Below are 19519 nucleotides of genomic sequence, written 5' to 3' on the forward strand. Positions count from 1 at the left end.
ATTTGATCATCATGAAACCAATTTTTAATGAATATAAGCTACGCTAAAAAAATATTTTTTTTAGTCATTTTCATTCTACCTGTACTATTTGCCCGGGCGCAAACCATCACTGTAGGTAATGTTGATGCGGGACCCTATGGCCAAGGCTCAACAATCAGTATACCAATAAAGTTGAGCAATGGCTCCGGTTGCTTTGCCATGAACAATGTATTTGATCTTTACCTGTCGGATGCTAATGGTAATTTTGGCACACAAAAAAAGATAGGTACCATCAGCGGTTTTTACGCCACATTCGTGAATGGCATTATCCCTTCAGGAACACCCGCCGGAACAGGATACAAATTACAAGTGGTATCAACAGCTCCGGTTGTAACGAGCGGCACTTCGTCGGCCTTCACTATTAATAATTCTGGAGGTGTTGTTGCCGCGGTTAGCTCCCAGATCATCAATCCGCAATATCCAGAAGTATTTGGAACGTGTAACGGCACACCCAACACCACTACAAAGTATACTTTTTTAAATCAGTCCACATCTGGGGCATCGGTTACAGCTACATTTTTCAATGACCTGGCACAAACGGCCGAAGGTGGTACAGTTCCTGTTTCGCCCAGTGCCTTTCTCAATGCTAATGCCGCAAACTACACCGTAACGGTTAAAGCGGTAAATGGCGGCATTGTAGGTACAAAATCCTATTTGCTGATGAATAACGTGGCCAACAGCGGGCTCGGCGCTACAGGTATTACCTCGGTGTGCCTTTCAAATGGTACCGGTGATCTGACCTTTAATGCAGATATCACATCGCCCGAAACCGGTTTGCAGAATAATTACCCTGGTCATACTTATAAAGTAACCTGGGGCGATGGGGCAAGCAGCACATTTACTCTTTGTGAGATCATGGCGCAAGGAGGTAAAATTGTGCATACTTACAGTGCATCGTCATGCGGTAGTATTGTTGCTAATATCAAGAATGTTTTTAAGGTCGATCTTCAACTTTCAGGCGTTTATTGTGGTGATATTGGCACGCCGGCAACCAAATACGCCCAGGTACTTGCTCCACCTGTAAATAAAATTTCCAATGTTGATGTAGGATGTGTAAATACGCCTATTACCTTTGCCAATACCTCTTACCCGGGTCAGTCTGCCAGTACCACCAACACTTCCGCGAGTTGCATTAACACTGATGCCAAATATTCCTGGTATGTTGATGGTGACCTGAAAGTGCAGAATTACGGAGCTACTCAACCTTTTATTTACACTTTTACCACAACAGGTGTGCATGATGTGAAACTGGTTCTGCAAAACACGGCCGGCATTTGTGGGGCAGCGGATGTTATCACCCCTATTTGCATTCAAAATCCACCAAAACCGATATTTAATTTTCCCGTGAAAGCTGGCTGCGGACCTTTAACCTTAATTCCCGATAATACTTCTGTAATTGATGCTAATTGCGACAACACCAATACATACCAGTGGATAACCGCGGGGCCAGGTGCAGTTACTTATACCGACAATACCAATGCTAATAGCCAACAACCTCATATGGTTTTTGCCACAGCAGGTGTTTACCGCGTTAACCTGATCATTAATACCAAAAGTTGCGGGCCCGTTTTGGGTGCCGAACAAAGCATAACGGTTGACGATGTGCCAAGTGTCCAACTATCGGCAGATGCATCGGTATGTGGTATTAATCAGACCCTTAAATTTAATACAGATGCCGGTATTACCCACACGGTGTTAGGTGGCATAGGCGAACTCAAACCTGATTCTTATATCTGGACAATAAGTGGCGGCGCATTTGATTTTGCAGGCGGCACAACGGCCAATTCTCAGTATCCACAGATACTGTTTAAGGATGCAGCAACTTATACGATTAGTGTGGCCGTAAAAAATGGCTGCGGCACGCCGGCTTCGGCTACGCAGCATCTTACTTTCCAGGTATCTCCCACCATCAGTGCCGGTAGCCCATTTACTGTCTGTGCCGGTTCAGACATCAACCTTACCGGAACCGTTCCAAGCGGTACGGTAACCGGTCAAATATGGTCTGGTGGGTCAGGAGGTACTTTTACCAGCCCCAATGCCCTGGTTACTACTTATACCCCATCGGCTGCTGATATAGCCGCGGGCAAAGTAAGCTTCTCGTTAACCGGTACTACCTCACTAACCCCGCCTTGCGATAAGGTGGTGAGCACGGTTACAGTAACTATTCAACCACAAACAGTGATCAACAGCGCTCCGGTGGTTAATAATCTGTGTTCTGGTACGGCTCTTAATTATCATATACTCTCTACTCCCAGCAGTACTTATAGCTGGACGGTTGACCCTGCTAAAACATCGTCCTCTGTTACGGGTTATACCAGCGGAAGCGGTTCTGTTATCAACGATGTGATTACCAATAACGATCCCTTAAATTCGGCTGTGGTTACCTATATTATACAAGCTACGGGCGGTAATTGTAACGGCGATCCTTTTACCTTAACCGTTAATGTTTTACCCACGCACATCACAGCCGGTTTTACTGCAAGTGTAACCGAAGGCTGCGGACAGTTACCCGTTCAGTTCACCAATACCTCTGTACCGCTCAGCAGTAGTTTTACCTGGGATTTTGGCGATGGCGCTACCTCAACTGAAGTTAGCCCATCGCATACATTTGCGCCAGGTACCGATGGTAAGGACAAAGTTTATACGGTGACTTTGCAATTGATCAGCTCCTGCGGTAATGTAACCGCTACACCTATGCAGATCACGGTGCATCCGGCAGCACCGGTGGCGCTTATTCTTCCATCCCCGCTAAGTGGTTGTTCGCCATTTGATGTGACCGTTCAAAATGCGTCGCCGGGCAATAATAAGAGTTACACTTACCATTTATATGACCCGGCCACACAACAGGATGTCCAGCCTCCGGTAACACGTACTGATAAAAGTTCGGTGGCTTTCACTATAACTTCTACAGTAGCCAAATTGTACAAATTGTATATGGTAGCCGAAGATCTTTGCGGTAATACCACAAAAAGTATAGAATGGCCCATCTCCGTATCGCCACCCGATTTTGTAGCAAAAACCTTTTTAACGGATAACAACAACAAAGGCTGCGTTCCCTTTTCTACCAGCTTTAATAATGGCTCAACAGGTGGCGATATATTTACCTATAATATATATGCCCCGAACGGTGACGTTACTCATATAACTGCGGGCGGTTTAGGTAGCACGCTTAATTATACTTTTAACCAGGCAGGTGTTTACAATGTTTCTATAACAGCGGCTAATGGCTGTTCATCTATTGAGTCGGATAAGGTAACAGTTACGGTAGATCCGTTACCATTGCCTGCTTTCTCTGCCGATGTTACCACGGGTTGTAAAATGCTGGTAGTAAACTTTACGAACAGCACACAAGCGCCCGATGCTAATTCCAGCGCGAGTTCATATCAGTACGACTGGGATTTTGGCGATGGCAGTCCTCACGTGTTTGAACAAAATCCGGCCCCGCACACCTACCAGTTTAGTAACACGCCATTTACCGTTACCCTGGTAGTTACCAACCCGGTAACCGGATGTACTGCCACTGCTGTTAAAAATGGTTATATCGCCGTAAATCCCCCACCGTTTACCGCGTTTGGGGTAAAACCGGATACTACCATCAGCATACCTAATTACCGGTTTACGTTTGTTGATCAAACTACCAACGGACCTACGCAATGGCATTGGGATTTTGGCGATGGACAAACCTCCAACAATCAAAACCCGGCGCATACCTACATTGACACAGGTACTTATAAAGTAACACTCACAACTTACCGGGGAAGCTGCGATAGCGTCATTTCACACAAGGTTCATATTACGGGTATTCCTGGCCAGCTTTATCTGCCGAACGCTTTTATGCCAACCAGCGGTTCAACCGAGCTTCAAAAGTTTATAGCAAAAGGCTCAGGTATCAAAAAATGGCATTTGCAGGTGTACAATAATTACGGGCAACTGATGTGGGAAACCGATAAACTCGATGATTACAAAGGTACACCAGTAAATGGTGATGGCTGGGACGGCACATTCAGAGGGGCGCCGGTTCAGCAGGGCGTTTATATATGGCAGGCTTCGGCAATATTTATAAACGGAACGGAATGGAAAGGCATGAGCTATAATCATTCGTTACCCAAACGCACAGGTACTATAAATTTAATACGATAGCAGATGCGCAACCAGTTAAAAAAAAGCATTTTATTTTTTATAGCGCTGCTAACAGGCATAGTAACATTTGCCCAGGATCATATGTATTCGCAGTTCTTTAATTCGCCGGTTTACCTTAACCCGGCATTGAATGGTCAGTTTCCCGGTGATCTGCGCATGAACCTCATTTACCGTAATCAATTTACATCGGTGCCGGGCGGCTTTAATTACATCACCGCATCGATTGATTATAATATCCCCCGGTTTGGCGGCGGTGTAGGCTTACTGTTTACCCGTGGCAGCGAAGGTTCGGCGGGACTTGTTAAAAATAATATAGCAGGTATTTATTCATACAGTGTGGGCTCCGAAGATTTTGTATTATCATTTGGTTTACAGGCGGGCATTACCAATCGTTCGGTTAATTATGGTAAACTGGTGTTCAGCGATCAGATTGACCCGCAATTTGGTTATATACCTGGTACTCCTACTGCTGCGGAACCGCCGCTTTTTGATAACCGTTATTATTTTGATGCAGGCGTGGGCATTAACCTGGTTGTCAGCGATTTTAATATTGGCGGGGCATTACAACATATTAACCGGCCCAACGAATCTTTTACCGGCATCCCTGCCAAATTACCTATGCGAGGGACGGCGCACGCGAGTTACAGGCTGGACCTAAATCCCTATGCCAACCTTGATGAAGACGAAAAATCATTCCTTATACCCTCGGTTATTTTATATAAACAAGCCAGCGCGCAATCTATCAATGCCGGGATGCAATTTAAAAGGAGAAGCATTAACGCGGGACTGTGGTACCGTACAGGCGGCTCGGCAGGCCCAAGCGCCGTTGTGCTCTCGCTGATATTCGACCTGTTTACCCATCGTGATGGCGGCGAAAAGCTGCGTTTGGGTGTCAGTCACGATGCTCCTTTCGGAGGATTAAATTATAGTAATACCAGCGGGTCAACAGAAGGAAGCATTGGATACGAAACTACGCTTCCATCCCGTTCCGATGCTTATCGTAAATTTGAGGGAGCACGGCGTTGTTATGATTTTTATTAAACAGGCATTCATTTTAATCATGTAGTTCATTTATGTACGATCAGAATAACGCTATACTTGCTTTTAGTATATTTACCCCTGAATTTTTTTCTCCTGGGTTTAGTAGTTTTTTAACTGATCATGTTTTTTTTCAAAAAATTAATTGTGCAGGCAACCTTTTAATACCGGGCTACGTGATGACTGTAAAACTGATAAATAATAGTACAATTTAACCCCATTTGAACCCCTTATATGGGAGAAGCGGAACTACAACAACTTATTGCGGGCTGTTTGCAGCAAAGCCGAAAGGATCAGAAAATGCTTTATAAGGCATTTTATGGCTTTGCTATGAGCATATGTTTGCGATATGCCGGTAACCGCTATGAAGCTGCGGAGATCATGAATCAGGGTTTTTTAAAAGTATTCACTAATTTGCATAAATATGATACGGGACGTCCGTTCATTGCCTGGGTTGGCCGTATTATGATGAATACTTCGGTTGATTATTACAGGAGTAACCTGAAACTGTCGCTTAATGATGATCTGGATGCTGCTGAAGATATAGGTCATGATGAGTTACCTGATCAGAAATTGAATTATGATGACCTGCTAAGCATGATACAGCAGTTGCCAAATGCCTATCGTACCGTGTTTAACTTGTTTGCTATTGAAGGTTTCTCGCACGAAGAAATAGCGACCCAGTTGGGTATCAGCACAGGTACTTCAAAATCAAATTTATTTAAAGCGAGAGAAAAACTAAAAATTATGGTACTCAACTCCGGCCGTTTGCCGGATAATGGTTCTGAGGATATCCGGCACAAAATTATTGCCATAGGTGCGATCAGCGTTGGAATATCACACTTGATTGAATTAATAATGCGATGAAAGGGAAAAACGAAAATAAATTAGATCAGCTATTCAAAGACGGGTTATCCGGCTCTGAAGATCATTTTGCTTTTCGTGAGGAGGATTGGGCTTCTATGGAGCGCCTGCTGGATAATAAACCCAGCAAAAAGGTGGTCATCAAGAGGATAATTTATTACTCAGCAGCAATAGCAGCTCTTTTACTGCTGGCTGTGGGATTGTTCTTCTTTAACAGGAGCGATAAAGCAGATCAAAAAAAGGATCAACTGGCGATTAAACCAAAGATCAAAACAGATACTCAGATACCTGTCCAAAAAGATACTGTCCAAAACGGCCAATCTATTAAAGATAAAGATTCGGTTAAGAATGTTAACCCGGGGACTGAAAACCTGGCTAAGAATGATATAAATAGCAATAAAGATAAAACAGGATCGACCTTGGGTATTACTCCAGGTAAGCGTAATCAGCACAACAATATACCTGCAGATCAAAGTCCGGTAAATCAGAATGTGCCCGGTAATAAAACCACAAAAGACAGCGCCGATAAAAATAAAACGGTTCCTCCGGTAGATAATAATAACAACAATGCAGTCGATCCGTCGAAGATAGCTTCTAAGACCGATCAAACTCAAAATAACCTGGCTGTCAATCCAATTAATACCAAGCAACCGGATACGACAGGTAATGTAACAGCGCCGGTGCAACAGACTAAAAAAGATAAACCATCCCTTAAACCAATATTAAGGACCGGGCCACGCTTTACCCTGGCCATACTGGCTGCACCAGATCTTAACGCGGTTAATTCATTTAGCCGTAATCAGGTAGGTACAAACTTTGGTGTGCAATTGGGTATTCATCTGTCTAAAAAGTTCAGTATATCAACCGGTGCGTCATATGCCGTTAAACCGTATCAGGCTAGTGGCAGCCAGTATAACTCTGCTAATTGGCAAGGTGTACCATCTGCTAATCTGCCGGATTATGTAGCGGCCAATTGCAAGGTTTTAGATATACCGTTGAACCTGAATTATCAGTTCTACGCTCAGGGGAAAAACAAGTTTGCAATAGGCAGCGGCTTATCGTCCTATATCATGCTGCGCGAAAACTACCATTTTGAATTTGCTGATGGCATGAAACCATCATATGATATCCAGGTTGATGGCCGTAACCAGCATTGGTTAGGTGTACTGAATTTAAATGCTACTTATGAGCGTAGGATCAATTCTAAATTCAGTACCATTATACAGCCTTATATGAAGCTCCCTGTTACCGGTATCGGGGTTGGACGTGTTGACCTTAGATCAACAGGTGTGGCAGTTGGCGTAAGCTGGAATATTAATCCATTCAAACCTAAATAAAGAAGAGTTAAAGAAATAAAAAAGCCTCGCGGTTTCAAAAACCGCGAGGCTTTTTAGTACAGACATTTTTTAATATTAAAAGATTTTACTGGTTTTTAGCCAGTAAAATGATGCCTTTTCCTTCTATAACCTGCTTTCCATAACCAGCTTCGGTAATGTTGATCATGGCATGGGATAACTCTTGCAACGTAACAAAACCACCTGGATACAACGCCCTGCCAATGGGGAAAAGCCAGTTGATATATTTATAAAAATTGTGTGTGTTTAACAAATCCTTTATCGGCTTAATGAAACCCGGGCGAAAGGCAAATACCTGCTTAAAAGGAAGTTTCATGAGGTCGTTCTCTGTTTTTCCTTTAACAGCTGCCCAGCCTTTACCCTTTTCATTGCTGTCGGTTCCCGCCCCCGAGATATAACAAAAGGTCATACCAGGGTTGAGTTTGCTCAGGGTTTCAGCTACATGCATGGTTAGCGTGTAAGTTAATCTGAAGAATTCCCCCGCCTTTATCCCTACAGACGATACACCTAAACAAAAATAACAGGCATTATAACCCGATAATTCGTTTTCAATGACCGAAAGATCAAAGAAGTTACTGTGTATCAATTCCTTAAGCTTAGGGTGAGTAATGTTCATGCTTTTCCTGTTAATCACCAGAACCGCTTCTACATCAGGGTGCAGTAAACATTCGTGCATCACCCCCTCGCCTACCATGCCGGTGGCGCCGGTTATAATAGCCCTTATTTTTGTTTTCATATTATTGGGGATTGATTAACATTGACCAGGTCAGGTCGAAAGCTTCGTTAATGATCTGTTCTTGTTTGTCTGCACACAGGTCACATTTCACCAGGAACTCATACATCCCGTTAATCTGGCTCCAGGCAAGCGTAGCGATCAGTTCGGTGGGCAAATTTTTAAATATTCCGGCCTGTACAGCACCCTCTAAAAATTGCGTATGCTGACGGGAATGTTTGGCTATATCCTCGGCTGGAACCAAGGCCAGGTGCGGCGAAAAATGGAATTGTTGAAGAAAAAAGAACTCTTCTGGACGTGCAACTGCCCATTTTAATGAGTACACAAACATATTCCTGAACTTGTCTTTAAAAACTTCGCCCTGGTTTATTTTTTCAAACAGGTACGTGTTCAGCTCCTCTTTTGTTTGGTTGTACAGGGCTACTACCAACTCGTCCTTGGTTTTAAAATAATGAAAAAGCGTACCGTTTGATACCCCTGCTTCACTGGCTATTTTACTGGTGGGCGTGCCATGAAAACCGTATTGTACAAACAATTTTAAGGCTACTGAAAGAATTGATGCTGGCTTATTCATATATAAATTGACTAATCACTCTACAAAGCTATATAAAATTCAGAACCAGCAAATTATTTGCCTGCCTGTTGGGCCTTAAATCATAAAATATTAAAATAAAAAGACAATTCTTTATTCTCCGGGCAACCCTTTGCTAAAAAGTAACGATATAATAATAGACGCCTATGTTAGAGCCTGTGGGTGTATCCGGGTTCTGTTGATGGTGTTACACAAGCTTGATGAATTTTAATTATCTGCCATGGTACCTGTTTCAGTTGTGATCATTACAAAAAACGAAGCCGAAATGATAGGCCGCAGCATTACTATGCTCAGGCAGCTAACCGATGATATTATTGTGGTTGATAACGATAGTACGGATCATACCATAGACATTTCAATAGAGAATGGTTGCCGGGTTTATCAGAAAAGTTGGGACGGTTACGGGGCCAATAAAAACAAGGGTATCGCCCTTGCCCGGTACAACTGGATACTAAGTATCGATGCCGATGAAATCCCTGACGCGGCCTTGCTTACAGCCATCAGCCAGCTAAAACTCGACGATTGCAATATCGTGTACGATATACCCTTTAAGGCCTATTACGGTAATAAACCTATCAACTTTGGCAATTGGGGCCGCGATCATCATATCAGGCTATTTAACCGTACCAGGGTAAAATGGTCCGAACCACCTGTGCACGAAACATTAATCCTGCCGCAAAATATGAACGTTAAAAAGCTGGGTGGTCATTTGCACCATTACTCAGTTAAAAACGTGCAGGAGCATGAAGCCAAAATTATTCATTACGCCCAGTTAAGTGCTTTAAAATACCTGCAAAGTGGTAAAAAAGCCAGCCTGGTAAAATTATACCTTGCCCCCTTGTTCCATTTTGTAAAAGCCTATGTGTTTTTATTAGGTTTTTTGGATGGCAAAGAAGGCTGGAATATAGCCCGGATGGCCTTTAAAAATACCTGGCTAAAATATTATTATTTAGATAAAGCCATACAGAACCCCGTTCAAAAGAAAAATCTGTATGAAACACCTGTTATGGCGTATGAATTTAAAGCTAATGCGCATACCGAATAAAGGTAGGTGTACTTGAAGAGAGAGTTAAGAATCACGATCAAGAAAACAACCCTATAAGGTTGTTTTTGCGTTTGATTTAATAAATGCACAATCACAGGCTTTTGTCTTAACGCTTGATTCTTGTCTCTTGGTTCTTATTCCTTTTTTCCAATTCTTTTTTCGTATAAACAAATTTACACAGGCAACCAATCCCATTTTCAGGTCGTAATGATTATAAAGAAACCGGAGAATGTTGACCAGAGCAGTGGCTTTTTATACGAATAAAATGAAGGATAAGGTGGATTGGAGACTACTCACCTTTTTGCTGTTGTTTTTAAATGTAAAGCTGGCTGTAAAAATTCCTGTTATTATTCTGTTTAGCTTATGGCAGTTCAATTTTAAATTCGGGTTTCGGTTTAAGGATTCCCGCCTGCCGCTTTTTTACCCGCTGATCATCATCATAGCCTTAGTTAACTGGATCATTTATAAAGGCTATGTTAACGGGAATTACAATATCCTGTTATTTACCGGTATTGGTTTTTGGCTCCTGTGCATACTGGCCATACACCAGGTTAAACTGGCTGTTGATAACAATTCGCCCGAGATAGTACATCAAACCATATCGGCCTTCTTTATTGTAAATACCCTGATATCCGTGCTAACGCTTGTTGTTATCGTTTTAAAAACGCATTCCATCAACCCTTATACTTACCAGGGAGAATATCAGAAATACTTTATCAATACCGGCGATTACATTAAAGGTATAACATTTGATACCTCCATTACCAATGCTACATTGAATGCCTTTGGGGTAGTTTACTTTTTGATCAGGAAAAACGCAGTGATGTTGTTGGTTTGCATGGCTACGCTGTTGCTTACCGGCAGTAATTTTATTAACCTGGCCTTATTGCCCATATTACTGTTGCTGTTTGCTTTTAAAACCAACCGTTATCAAAAAAGCCTTGTTGTTGTTTGTCTGATTTTTTTGATTGTTTTTATGGCGAAAATATCGCCACAGAATAACAAATACGCCACGCTAACGCTGGTACATCTATTTCAGAAACATATACCTGTAAATACCGACGCCAAACACAAAAACACATCGGCAAATCTGCGTATTACAGATCGCCCCGACAACACGCTGACGCCCGAAGAGCATAAACAAAAGATAGCTACTTTATACCTGGACAGTGTAGGCAAAATACTGGATTCGATACGGGCAAGCAAACGTCCTAAGTATGCAAAAAACGTTTACCTGGCCGAAGGCGGACGTATAGCGATCACAGAGGATGATATTAACGGGGATTATTATCAAAGCAAAAAAGAAACACCGGTTGAACAGTTACAGCTGCTGGATTTTATAAGGGAGCACAAGGCCACACTGCCTATATCCGGAAATAATAATTATACCGCTGCTTTACCCGGCAAGGCCATGGGATTTTTGCAAACCACGGCTCTTTTTCATGGGCATTTAGGCAAGGCTTTAATGGGGGCGGGCATGGGTAATTTTTCGTCAAAGATTGCTTATCGGGCAGCAGGATTCGGCTTTGCAGGGGGCTACCCTTCCCGTGACATTTATATCAATCATGACTTTTTGGTTAACCACCTTGATCTGTACTTGAGTTTCTTTAGCAAACGATCAGGTTATCATTCCTTGACCAATAGTCCGTTTTCTGTTTATGATCAATTACTTGCCGAGTATGGTATGATCGGCCTTGCTCTGTTTATGATATTTTATGTGGGCTTTTTTGCTAAGCATTATCAAAAACTCACTTATAGCTTGCCCATTTTGTTTTTAATGCTGGCAGTGCTATTTACTGATTACTGGTTTGAACAACTATCGGTAATGGTGTTTTTTGAGCTGCTTTTATTGCTCAATATCAAAGAAAATCAAACCGTTAAATCCGCTGAACATGAATTTTGATACACCCAAAATAACGGTTTTGATGCCCGCCTATAACGCGGATAAATACATCGCGGATGCTATCGGATCGGTTTTGGAGCAATCGTTTACCGATTTTGAGCTGCTGATTATTAATGACGGATCTACAGATGATACCGCCGATGTGATCAATTCATTTACCGACCCCCGGATAGTGATGATATACCAGGATAATAAAGGGGTATCCCTGGCCTTGAACACCGGGTTAAAGTATGCCCGAGCCCCTTATATAGCCCGGTTTGACGCCGATGATGTTTGCCATCCCGAGCGTTTGCAACTACAATATGATTTTATGATAAATAATCCCGATTACAGTATTATAGGCTCCGCAGCCGATTACATGGATATGGAGGGTACTTATCTTTTTACCTCCACTCCGCCGGCTATCAACAATGAAGATATTCAGCAACTGGCATCATCTGTTTGTCCGTTTATACACTCTACCGTATGCTATAAAAAAGAGGTGATCGTAAAAGCGGGTGGCTATAATGAATATGCTTATACCTATGAGGATCATTTTTTATGGGTAAACATCCTTAACGATCAAAAGGCCTGTAATTTTTCGCAACCATTAATAAAACTGAGGTTAAACCCCGAATCCATCACCATCGACGAAAAATGGCGCCCGCGCAAATTCCTCGAAATAAAATATGCCACACTTAAAAGCAGGGTCATCACATCTGATGAGGGCAGCCAGCTAACCGAAATGGGCGAAAAACAATACTCGCACCAGGTTAAACATGGCTCTTATTACGCTTTATGCGCCAAAAAATTACTGGTCAATAATTACCATCCGCAAAAGGCTCGCTTGCATGTAGCTAAGGCCATCAGCATATCGCCCTTGAGGCTGGATAATTACTTATTATACACCGTTAGCTACCTGCCAGAAAAACTGGTGGCATGGTTACATAAAATGACTACCGGGAGGCAGGCACAATGATCAAAGTAGCATTTATAACCCGGTCAACCATATACACCGTACCCGGCGGCGACACGATTCAGGCTGTACAAACAGCGCGCCATCTGACTGAAATGGGCATTACTGCCGATATCAGGCTGGCTAATGAAAGTATACACTACAGTCATTATGATCTGCTGCATTTTTTTAACCTTACCCGCCCGGCGGATATCTTGTATCATAGCCAAAAGGCAGGTAAGCCTTATGTGGTATCCACCATTTTGTGCAATTACGGCGAGTATGATAAATACCACCGCAAAGGCGCGGGCAGGCTGCTGCGTTACCTGTCGACCGATACCATTGAATACCTTAAATCCATAGCCCGTTACCTGCTTGGGCGCGATAGTCTGGCAAGTTTGTCCTATACCTGGCTTGGTCAGCGTAAAAGCATCAAGAATATACTGAGCCGGGCCGCCATGATACTGCCCAATTCGGAGTCGGAATATCGCAGGGTGATCCAATCGTACGAACGCAAGGTAAAACACCTGGTAGTACCTAACGGTGCCGATCAGAACATGTTTCAGTATGATCCGGAGATCAAAAAAGACGAGAAACTGGTGATATGTGCTGCCCGGATAGAAGGAATTAAAAATCAGCTGAACCTGATACGCGCGTTGAATAATACCTCCTATCGTTTACTGCTGATCGGCACGCACGCCCCTAACCAGCTAGCCTATTACCAGGAATGCCGCGAAATAGCCGCTGAAAATGTGGGCTTTATTGATCACATACCGCAACAGGAACTGGTGAAATATTATCGCCGGGCAAAAGTGCATATCCTGCCTAGCTGGTTTGAAACTACCGGCCTAAGCTCGATTGAAGCCGCGCTCATGGGCTGTAATATTGTAACCAGCGACAAGGGCGATGTACGCGAATATTTTGCCGATGACGCTTTTTATTGCGATCCGTCATCGCCTGAAAGCATCCTGGCTGCAGTTGAAAAGGCGAGCAGCACTCCTTATAACGAAACTTTAAGGCACCGCATATTAAAACAATACACCTGGAAACAGGCGGCTTCACAAACGTTAAAAGCATATCAATCAGTATTATAGCCATGAAATTACGTATAGCCATATTAGGAACCCGGGGTATCCCCAATTATTACGGCGGATTTGAGCATATATCTGAATATGTTTCGGCCGGTTTAGTAAAACGCGGTCATTCGGTAACCGTTTACAATTCGCACAACCACCCATATACCCAGGATAACTGGAACGGTGTAGAAATAAAACACTGCTACGACCCGGAATATTTGATAGGTACAGCCGGTCAGTTTATTTATGACATGAACTGCCTGCTGGACGCCCGCAAAAATAAGTTTGATGTGGTATTGATCATGGGTTATACCAGCAGCTCGGTTTGGGGTAAGCTATATCCAAAAAATAGCACCATCATCACCAACATGGATGGCATGGAGTGGAAGCGGTCAAAATATTCTAAACCGGTACAGCAGTTTTTAAAATATGCCGAAAAACTGGCCGTAAAATATAGCCAGTATTATGTAGCCGATTCAAGGGTGATCAAATCATACCTGGCGGACAAGTACAATATCAACAGCGAATACATCCCCTACGGTGCCGATGTTTACTCGGATCAGGAACGTGAACAGTATGACTTTAACGAAGCCTTAAAAGAAGATTACTTTTTGCTCATGGCACGTATGGAGCCTGAAAATAATATCGAAACTATTTTAGATGGCTTTAATAAAAGCAATTCAGACAGAAAATTTAAAGTTTTGGGTGATACCGGCAACCGCTTTGGTAAGTATATCACCAATAAATTTAATAACGACCAGCGCATAGAATTTAAAGGAGCCATTTTTGATACCCCCAAAGTGCGGTCGTTACAAAACAACTCTTACCTGTATTTTCATGGGCACAGTGTTGGGGGTACCAATCCATCACTACTGGAAGCTATGGCGAGTGAAGCCCTTATTGCCGCGCACAATAACCCATTCAATAAATCGGTGCTGAATACCGACGCCTTTTACTTTTCAAATGCCGGCGAAGTACAGGAACTGGTAGAAACAGTGCAGCGGAAAGATCTGGAAAAAAGCATGGTGATGAATAACCTGCATAAGATCCAGGATCAGTTTAACTGGGAACGGGTGATTGATCAGTATGAAGAATTTATTATTGAATGCTATAAACACGCCAATCATGAAGCAATTATTGCTCATCAATGATACTGCGGTCAATAAGATCAGCTATTACCATGTGCTGTTACTCATGGCAAGTTTGCCTTTTGATCTTTTTTACAGCCACATTATCCTGATCAGCTTTACGCTGCATACCCTTATTCATTTGGATAAGGGCCGTTTACAATCATTGCGTTCATTTAAATTGCTGGTACTGCCTTCGGTTTTGTTTGTTACCATCATTGCTACGCTTTATACCATCAATCTGCACGCTGCCTTTACCGAGTGGACGTTGCGGATACCGCTTTTGCTGTTTCCGATTGTGTTTTTATTGAATGGCCTCGACCTGAAAAAGTACCGGGAAAATTTGTTGATGGCTTTTTCGCTGATCTGCGCATTAACCGTTTTTTGTTTGTTCGCGGTGGTTTTGGTAACTATCAGATTTTACCATATGCCAATGAGTGCCATCTTTAGCGAAGGTTTTACCAATCATAATTTTGCGGGGCCGATACATATTCATGCCACTTTTTTTTCATTCCAGTTGGTTATAGCCTTGGTTTATCTCCTGTCTGTTTTAATAAAAGGAGGAACAACCAAATCGTTAAAAAGAATATATATCATTAGCTGTCTTATCCTGGTAAGCGGCATGGTTCAGCTAAGTTCCAAATCAATATTGGTTATTCTTTTCGTAGTTGGGAATGTGGTACTCCCCTTGTATTTACTAAAAGGCAGGCAACGGCGCAGATATATGCTCACCGGACTGATAGCCACTGTAATAGGTATCGCCGGTATTTTAAGCATATCAACCTTCAGAGATCGTTATGTAACTCTTTTGAAAGAAGATATTTCAACAGATAAAACCATCCCCAGGAATTCAGATTCACGCCTGGAGCGTTGGCGGGTGGCTGCCGCACGGATAAAAGATAAACCATTGTTAGGATATGGGTCAGGCTCGGAGATCAGTTTGCTGAAAGACGATTTTTATAATGCAAGGATGTACAGCTCCTACCTCAAAGGTTTAAATTCCCATAACCAGTATATCAGTTTCCTACTGAAATCAGGTATATGGGGATTAACTATTTACTTGCTTACACTAGTTTATGGCTTTAAAATAGCCTTCAAAAGAAATGATGTTATGTTCATCAGTTTTATGCTGGTAATAGCTGTTGTATCGGTTACCGAAAATATCCTGGATGTAGATAAAGGCGTGATGTTTTATAGCTTTTTCTTTTCCTTTTTTATGTTCTCCGCTCCTGATAATGAAGCAATTATTAAAGAACAGCAAAAATCTGATGATTATTTAATTCCGCTGGCAACCAACGTATTGGCTGTTACGTCATAATAGTATACTACTAAATACACAGCACCGTGGCAGAGATCAAAAAAAACATATTAGCAACACTGGCTTACTTCGATGTGTTCAACTATCCGCTTACGCGGGAAGAGATAGGTTTGTTTCTGCCTGTTAAATGCGATCCGATAGCATTTGATATGGCCATGACCTGCCTGGTGGGCTGCAGGCTAATTTACCGGTTCGATAGGTTCTATACTTTAAAGAACGATCCATACCTCATCAAAAGAAGAAATGACGGGAACCAGAAAGCGGCCGAAATGATAAAAACGGCACGCAAAGTGGGTAATATCCTCATCAGGTTCCCTTATGTACGCGGTATTGCCATTTCGGGCTCGCTGTCTAAAAATTTTGCTGATGCCGAATCAGATATCGACTTGTTTATTGTTACTGCCCCTAACCGGATGTGGGTGGCCCGTACCCTGATGCACCTTCTAAAAAAATTGACCTTCCTGGTTAACCGGGAGCATTACTTCTGTATGAATTATTATATAGATGAGCAGCAGCTGGAAATTGCCGAAAAGAATATCTACACCGCTACAGAAGTGGTTACCCTAATCCCGATACAGGGCGATACTACCTTTGCCGATTTTTTTACCGCTAACGCCTGGACACGTAATTACCTGCCCAACCATATTATGCGGGTATCAACCGCTAAACCCCTGAGCAAACGGCCGCTAAAAAGCCTCGTAGAATGGTTGTTGAACAATCGCCTGGGCGAACTGCTGGATAATAAATTAATGAGGATAACGGCCAGCAGATGGGAGCAGAAAACCCGTGAAAAAAGATTAAATGATCATGGCATGCTGCTGGCCATGGCAACAGGTAAACACTATGCCAAGCCCGATCCAAAGAATTTTCAGATCAACCTCATCAGCCGCTACGAAACACGAATTGCGCAATTGCTGGTAGAGAATCAGCATAGCGTGGCGAATTAGGGTAAGCATCTATGTAACGGTAAAGGCCTGTCATCCTGAGCCCCGTCGAAGGATCGCGCGGAAAGGCCAACCCACCATGCTTCGACAGGCTCAGCATGACACCCTTTTGAGTATATTGCTATTTCTTCTCCAGCGAGATAATAAAGTAATCACCCATATACTTCCAGGGCCATTGGCTTTTTAATTTGTCCTCTTTATTTTTTAGGAATTGATAAGCTTTGGGGTGCTTCTCGGCAAAGCCTTCGATGTATGATGGCGGTACAATAGTACATAGACCTTCTACACCCAATTCTTTATATGATTGTTGTAAAGTTTTGATAATGAACGATGAATTGTAATACCAGCACTTGAAATACGTACCCTCGATATGCGCGGTACGCCCCTTGCTGCTAAAAAATCTGCGGAATGCGGTTTTAAATTTTCCTTTGAAAACCAGCAGGATTTCCCACAGGCAAAAACCGGGAATAACCACCAGGGTTACCTTGCCGCCGGGTTTTAAAAGCTGATCAAACGATAACAATACTTTATCCAGCTCGCCGGTACAATTGAGACCGCCAAAGTTGGAGAATATGTGATCAAAAGGTCCTTGGTTTTGTAACTGCTCCAGTTGAGTAAAAGAACAAATTTCATGACTGATCTGATCGCGGTAGGCCTCTGTTTTTTGACGCAATACCTCCTGCATTCCGGTTGATATATCAGTAGCATGAACCTTGTGGCCATTTTTTGCAAAAAATAGGGCATCTTCGCCGGTGCCACTGTTAAGCTCCAGGATACTGCTGTTGGGCACCAGGTATTGCAAAACATGCTGCCTCACCCTTGCCCTTTTATAGTTAACAATAGTATTGGTAGAATAGATCTCATCAAAAATTACCGACTGCCGACTAAAAGCGGTCGAGGCATCGGTTTCGTTATTATTTGCTATGCTGATCCCGCTTGTCATGATGCTTTTTCCAGTTGATTTAATTTAAACCGCTCAATCATCATGGCTGGTGCATGGTATAAAACCGAAGCGGCTTTACGGAGGCGTTTTACGCTTGGCTTAAAGGGATTACTGAGTAGTTGTATTAGGTTATGCGTAGCCAGGTGCGCATGATAGTTCTGGTGTACATATTTATGCAGCTGTTTATAATAAGCCGGGTTAAAGGTATTGCTGAACATGAGCGCCATCTCGTCGGAATCGGTCCAGTTGGTTTTTTGCTGCAGATCGGCTTTTACTTTTTCGTAAAATAAAGTCCCGGGTAGCGGGTACGAAACCGAGATACCAATTTCATGTGGTAAAAGGTTATTGATCATACGGATGGTTTGCATGATATCGGCTTTGGTTTCACCCGGATAGCCAAATTGTATAAAAAAGGATGGTTTTATGCCATGCTTTTTCATCATTTGTGTAGCGGTATAGATCTGCTGTATGGTTGTGCCTTTATCCATGGCATCCAGTATTTTTTGCGAACCACTCTCGGCGCCTATCCAAACATTATCGCAGCCCGAAGCAGCCAGTGCCTCAACGGTTTCATCTTCCAACAACAAATCGGCCCTTGATTGCAGCTTGTAGCTGAACTGAAGCCCCTCCTGCTTTACCAATCTGGCAAATTCAACTACCCAGCCTGGTTTCAGACCAAAAATATCGTCACAAAACCAAATATGATCCATGTTGAACATTTGCTTCATCAGCTTCAATTCTATGAGCACATTTTCGGGGCTGCGCGAATTATAGCGGTTACCATAGATTGGCTTAGCGCACCAGTTGCATTTAAAAGGGCAACCTCTTGTGGTGCCTACATTGAGCGAAAAATAGCCCTTATGCTGCAACCAGCATTCGCGGTACTGAGTGATATCAACCAGGTCCCAGGCGGGTAAGGGTAAACTATCCAGATCCTTGAGCACCGGACGTCCGGGCGTCTTAACCGGGGCGTTATCCTGTAGATAAGCAAGGCCCTGTATACCCGAGAAATCTTTCCCGTTTTTTATGGCTGTAACCAATTCCAATAAAGTATGTTCTGCCTCGCCGATGATCACAAAGTCGGCGCCTTCCTGTAAATATTCTTTAAAGCGATCAGTTGAATCGGAACTGGAAACAATAACTGTACAGCCCCGCTCTTTGGCCAGTTTGCACATGGCAAAAGCAGCCTCGCGCATATTGGTGAGGCACATTTTGGTGAGGTAATTAAAACCATCGTCATAGATCACAAAAAAGCCGGGACGGGTTTTATCCAGCAGCTCAATAACTTCGTTAGGAGAATGACTGAACATAGTATCAAAAAGCGATACCTGGTAATTGTGCTGCCGCATTAATGAGGCGGCATACAAAGTACCCAATGGTGGGTATGGCTGTCCCTGGGCCCATTGTTTGGGATCAAAACGCAAAAAATAGGAATGCGTAAAAAGTATGTGATTTAACTGTTCCATAG

15 protein-coding genes are annotated in these 19519 nt (G+C 42.9%); 11 read left to right on the top strand and 4 right to left on the bottom strand.

Annotated elements, in window-relative coordinates:
• Positions 1 to 27 precede the first annotated feature (27 nt).
• From BLR84_RS17780 to BLR84_RS17800, 4 genes are all read left to right on the top strand, one after another.
• Positions 28 to 4179, top strand: coding sequence for a PKD domain-containing protein (locus BLR84_RS17780; RefSeq protein WP_090470790.1), 4152 nt, complete (start codon positions 28 to 30; stop codon positions 4177 to 4179).
• 3 nt (positions 4180 to 4182) lie between these two features.
• Positions 4183 to 5220, top strand: coding sequence for a PorP/SprF family type IX secretion system membrane protein (locus BLR84_RS17785; RefSeq protein WP_090470792.1), 1038 nt, complete (start codon positions 4183 to 4185; stop codon positions 5218 to 5220).
• A gap of 231 nt (positions 5221 to 5451) precedes the next feature.
• A complete protein-coding gene (locus BLR84_RS17795; RefSeq protein ID WP_090470797.1) occupies positions 5452 to 6084 on the top strand; it encodes an RNA polymerase sigma factor in 633 nt (210 codons plus the stop codon).
• Positions 6081 to 7418, top strand: a complete 1338-nt coding sequence (locus BLR84_RS17800) for a hypothetical protein (protein WP_090470799.1) — start codon at positions 6081 to 6083, stop codon at positions 7416 to 7418. Before BLR84_RS17795 ends, BLR84_RS17800 begins: the two co-directional genes overlap by 4 nt.
• 85 nt (positions 7419 to 7503) lie before the next feature.
• Here the strand turns inward: BLR84_RS17800 and BLR84_RS17805 are convergent, their stop codons facing one another.
• Both BLR84_RS17805 and BLR84_RS17810 read right to left on the bottom strand, forming a co-directional pair.
• Positions 7504 to 8172: an NAD-dependent epimerase/dehydratase family protein gene (locus BLR84_RS17805; RefSeq protein ID WP_090470801.1), complete on the bottom strand. Its 669-nt coding sequence runs from the start codon at positions 8170 to 8172 to the stop codon at positions 7504 to 7506.
• Between the two features lies 1 nt (position 8173).
• Positions 8174 to 8743: a TetR/AcrR family transcriptional regulator gene (locus BLR84_RS17810; RefSeq protein WP_090470803.1), complete on the bottom strand. Its 570-nt coding sequence runs from the start codon at positions 8741 to 8743 to the stop codon at positions 8174 to 8176.
• Positions 8744 to 8981: 238 nt separating this feature from the next.
• Here BLR84_RS17810 and BLR84_RS17815 point away from each other — a divergent pair, with 238 nt between their 5' ends.
• From BLR84_RS17815 to BLR84_RS17845, 7 genes are all read left to right on the top strand, one after another.
• Positions 8982 to 9806 (top strand): glycosyltransferase family 2 protein, encoded by an 825-nt coding sequence (locus BLR84_RS17815; protein WP_090470805.1) that lies wholly within the window; start codon positions 8982 to 8984, stop codon positions 9804 to 9806.
• Between the two features lie 229 nt (positions 9807 to 10035).
• On the top strand, positions 10036 to 11709 hold the full coding sequence (locus tag BLR84_RS17820) for a hypothetical protein (protein WP_143013932.1): 1674 nt from the start codon (positions 10036 to 10038) through the stop codon (positions 11707 to 11709).
• The gene (locus BLR84_RS17825; protein ID WP_090470810.1) at positions 11699 to 12667 is read left to right on the top strand and encodes a glycosyltransferase family 2 protein; all 969 of its coding nucleotides are present in this window, start codon (positions 11699 to 11701) and stop codon (positions 12665 to 12667) included. Before BLR84_RS17820 ends, BLR84_RS17825 begins: the two co-directional genes overlap by 11 nt.
• Positions 12664 to 13737, top strand: coding sequence for a glycosyltransferase family 4 protein (locus BLR84_RS17830; protein WP_090470812.1), 1074 nt, complete (start codon positions 12664 to 12666; stop codon positions 13735 to 13737). The genes BLR84_RS17825 and BLR84_RS17830 overlap by 4 nt, the downstream gene beginning before the upstream one ends.
• A gap of 2 nt (positions 13738 to 13739) precedes the next feature.
• Positions 13740 to 14870: a DUF1972 domain-containing protein gene (locus BLR84_RS17835; RefSeq protein WP_090470814.1), complete on the top strand. Its 1131-nt coding sequence runs from the start codon at positions 13740 to 13742 to the stop codon at positions 14868 to 14870.
• Positions 14845 to 16164: an O-antigen ligase family protein gene (locus tag BLR84_RS17840; protein ID WP_176852094.1), complete on the top strand. Its 1320-nt coding sequence runs from the start codon at positions 14845 to 14847 to the stop codon at positions 16162 to 16164. The genes BLR84_RS17835 and BLR84_RS17840 overlap by 26 nt, the downstream gene beginning before the upstream one ends.
• 26 nt (positions 16165 to 16190) lie before the next feature.
• On the top strand, positions 16191 to 17111 hold the full coding sequence (locus BLR84_RS17845) for a nucleotidyltransferase domain-containing protein (RefSeq protein ID WP_090470818.1): 921 nt from the start codon (positions 16191 to 16193) through the stop codon (positions 17109 to 17111).
• 118 nt (positions 17112 to 17229) lie between these two features.
• On the opposite strand, the gene BLR84_RS17850 is transcribed toward BLR84_RS17845, so the two are convergent.
• Positions 17230 to 18051, bottom strand: coding sequence for a class I SAM-dependent methyltransferase (locus BLR84_RS17850; RefSeq protein ID WP_090470820.1), 822 nt, complete (start codon positions 18049 to 18051; stop codon positions 17230 to 17232).
• Positions 18048 to 19517, bottom strand: a complete 1470-nt coding sequence (locus tag BLR84_RS17855; RefSeq protein WP_090470822.1) for a B12-binding domain-containing radical SAM protein — start codon at positions 19515 to 19517, stop codon at positions 18048 to 18050. Before BLR84_RS17855 ends, BLR84_RS17850 begins: the two co-directional genes overlap by 4 nt.
• Between the last annotated feature and the right edge of the window lie 2 nt (positions 19518 to 19519).

It is taken from the genome of Mucilaginibacter sp. OK268, assembly GCF_900103125.1.
Taxonomy (GTDB): domain Bacteria; phylum Bacteroidota; class Bacteroidia; order Sphingobacteriales; family Sphingobacteriaceae; genus Mucilaginibacter.

Coding starts and splice junctions, on each gene's coding strand:
- BLR84_RS17815 (WP_090470805.1), top strand. CDS start 8,982: ATGGTACCTGTTTCAGTTGTGATCATTACAAAAAACGAAGCCGAAATG.
- BLR84_RS17830 (WP_090470812.1), top strand. CDS start 12,664: ATGATCAAAGTAGCATTTATAACCCGGTCAACCATATACACCGTACCC.
- BLR84_RS17780 (WP_090470790.1), top strand. CDS start 28: ATGAATATAAGCTACGCTAAAAAAATATTTTTTTTAGTCATTTTCATT.
- BLR84_RS17810 (WP_090470803.1), bottom strand. CDS start 8,743: ATGAATAAGCCAGCATCAATTCTTTCAGTAGCCTTAAAATTGTTTGTA.
- BLR84_RS17850 (WP_090470820.1), bottom strand. CDS start 18,051: ATGACAAGCGGGATCAGCATAGCAAATAATAACGAAACCGATGCCTCG.
- BLR84_RS17805 (WP_090470801.1), bottom strand. CDS start 8,172: ATGAAAACAAAAATAAGGGCTATTATAACCGGCGCCACCGGCATGGTA.
- BLR84_RS17795 (WP_090470797.1), top strand. CDS start 5,452: ATGGGAGAAGCGGAACTACAACAACTTATTGCGGGCTGTTTGCAGCAA.
- BLR84_RS17840 (WP_176852094.1), top strand. CDS start 14,845: ATGAAGCAATTATTGCTCATCAATGATACTGCGGTCAATAAGATCAGC.
- BLR84_RS17785 (WP_090470792.1), top strand. CDS start 4,183: ATGCGCAACCAGTTAAAAAAAAGCATTTTATTTTTTATAGCGCTGCTA.
- BLR84_RS17855 (WP_090470822.1), bottom strand. CDS start 19,517: ATGGAACAGTTAAATCACATACTTTTTACGCATTCCTATTTTTTGCGT.
- BLR84_RS17820 (WP_143013932.1), top strand. CDS start 10,036: ATGTTGACCAGAGCAGTGGCTTTTTATACGAATAAAATGAAGGATAAG.
- BLR84_RS17800 (WP_090470799.1), top strand. CDS start 6,081: ATGAAAGGGAAAAACGAAAATAAATTAGATCAGCTATTCAAAGACGGG.
- BLR84_RS17835 (WP_090470814.1), top strand. CDS start 13,740: ATGAAATTACGTATAGCCATATTAGGAACCCGGGGTATCCCCAATTAT.
- BLR84_RS17825 (WP_090470810.1), top strand. CDS start 11,699: ATGAATTTTGATACACCCAAAATAACGGTTTTGATGCCCGCCTATAAC.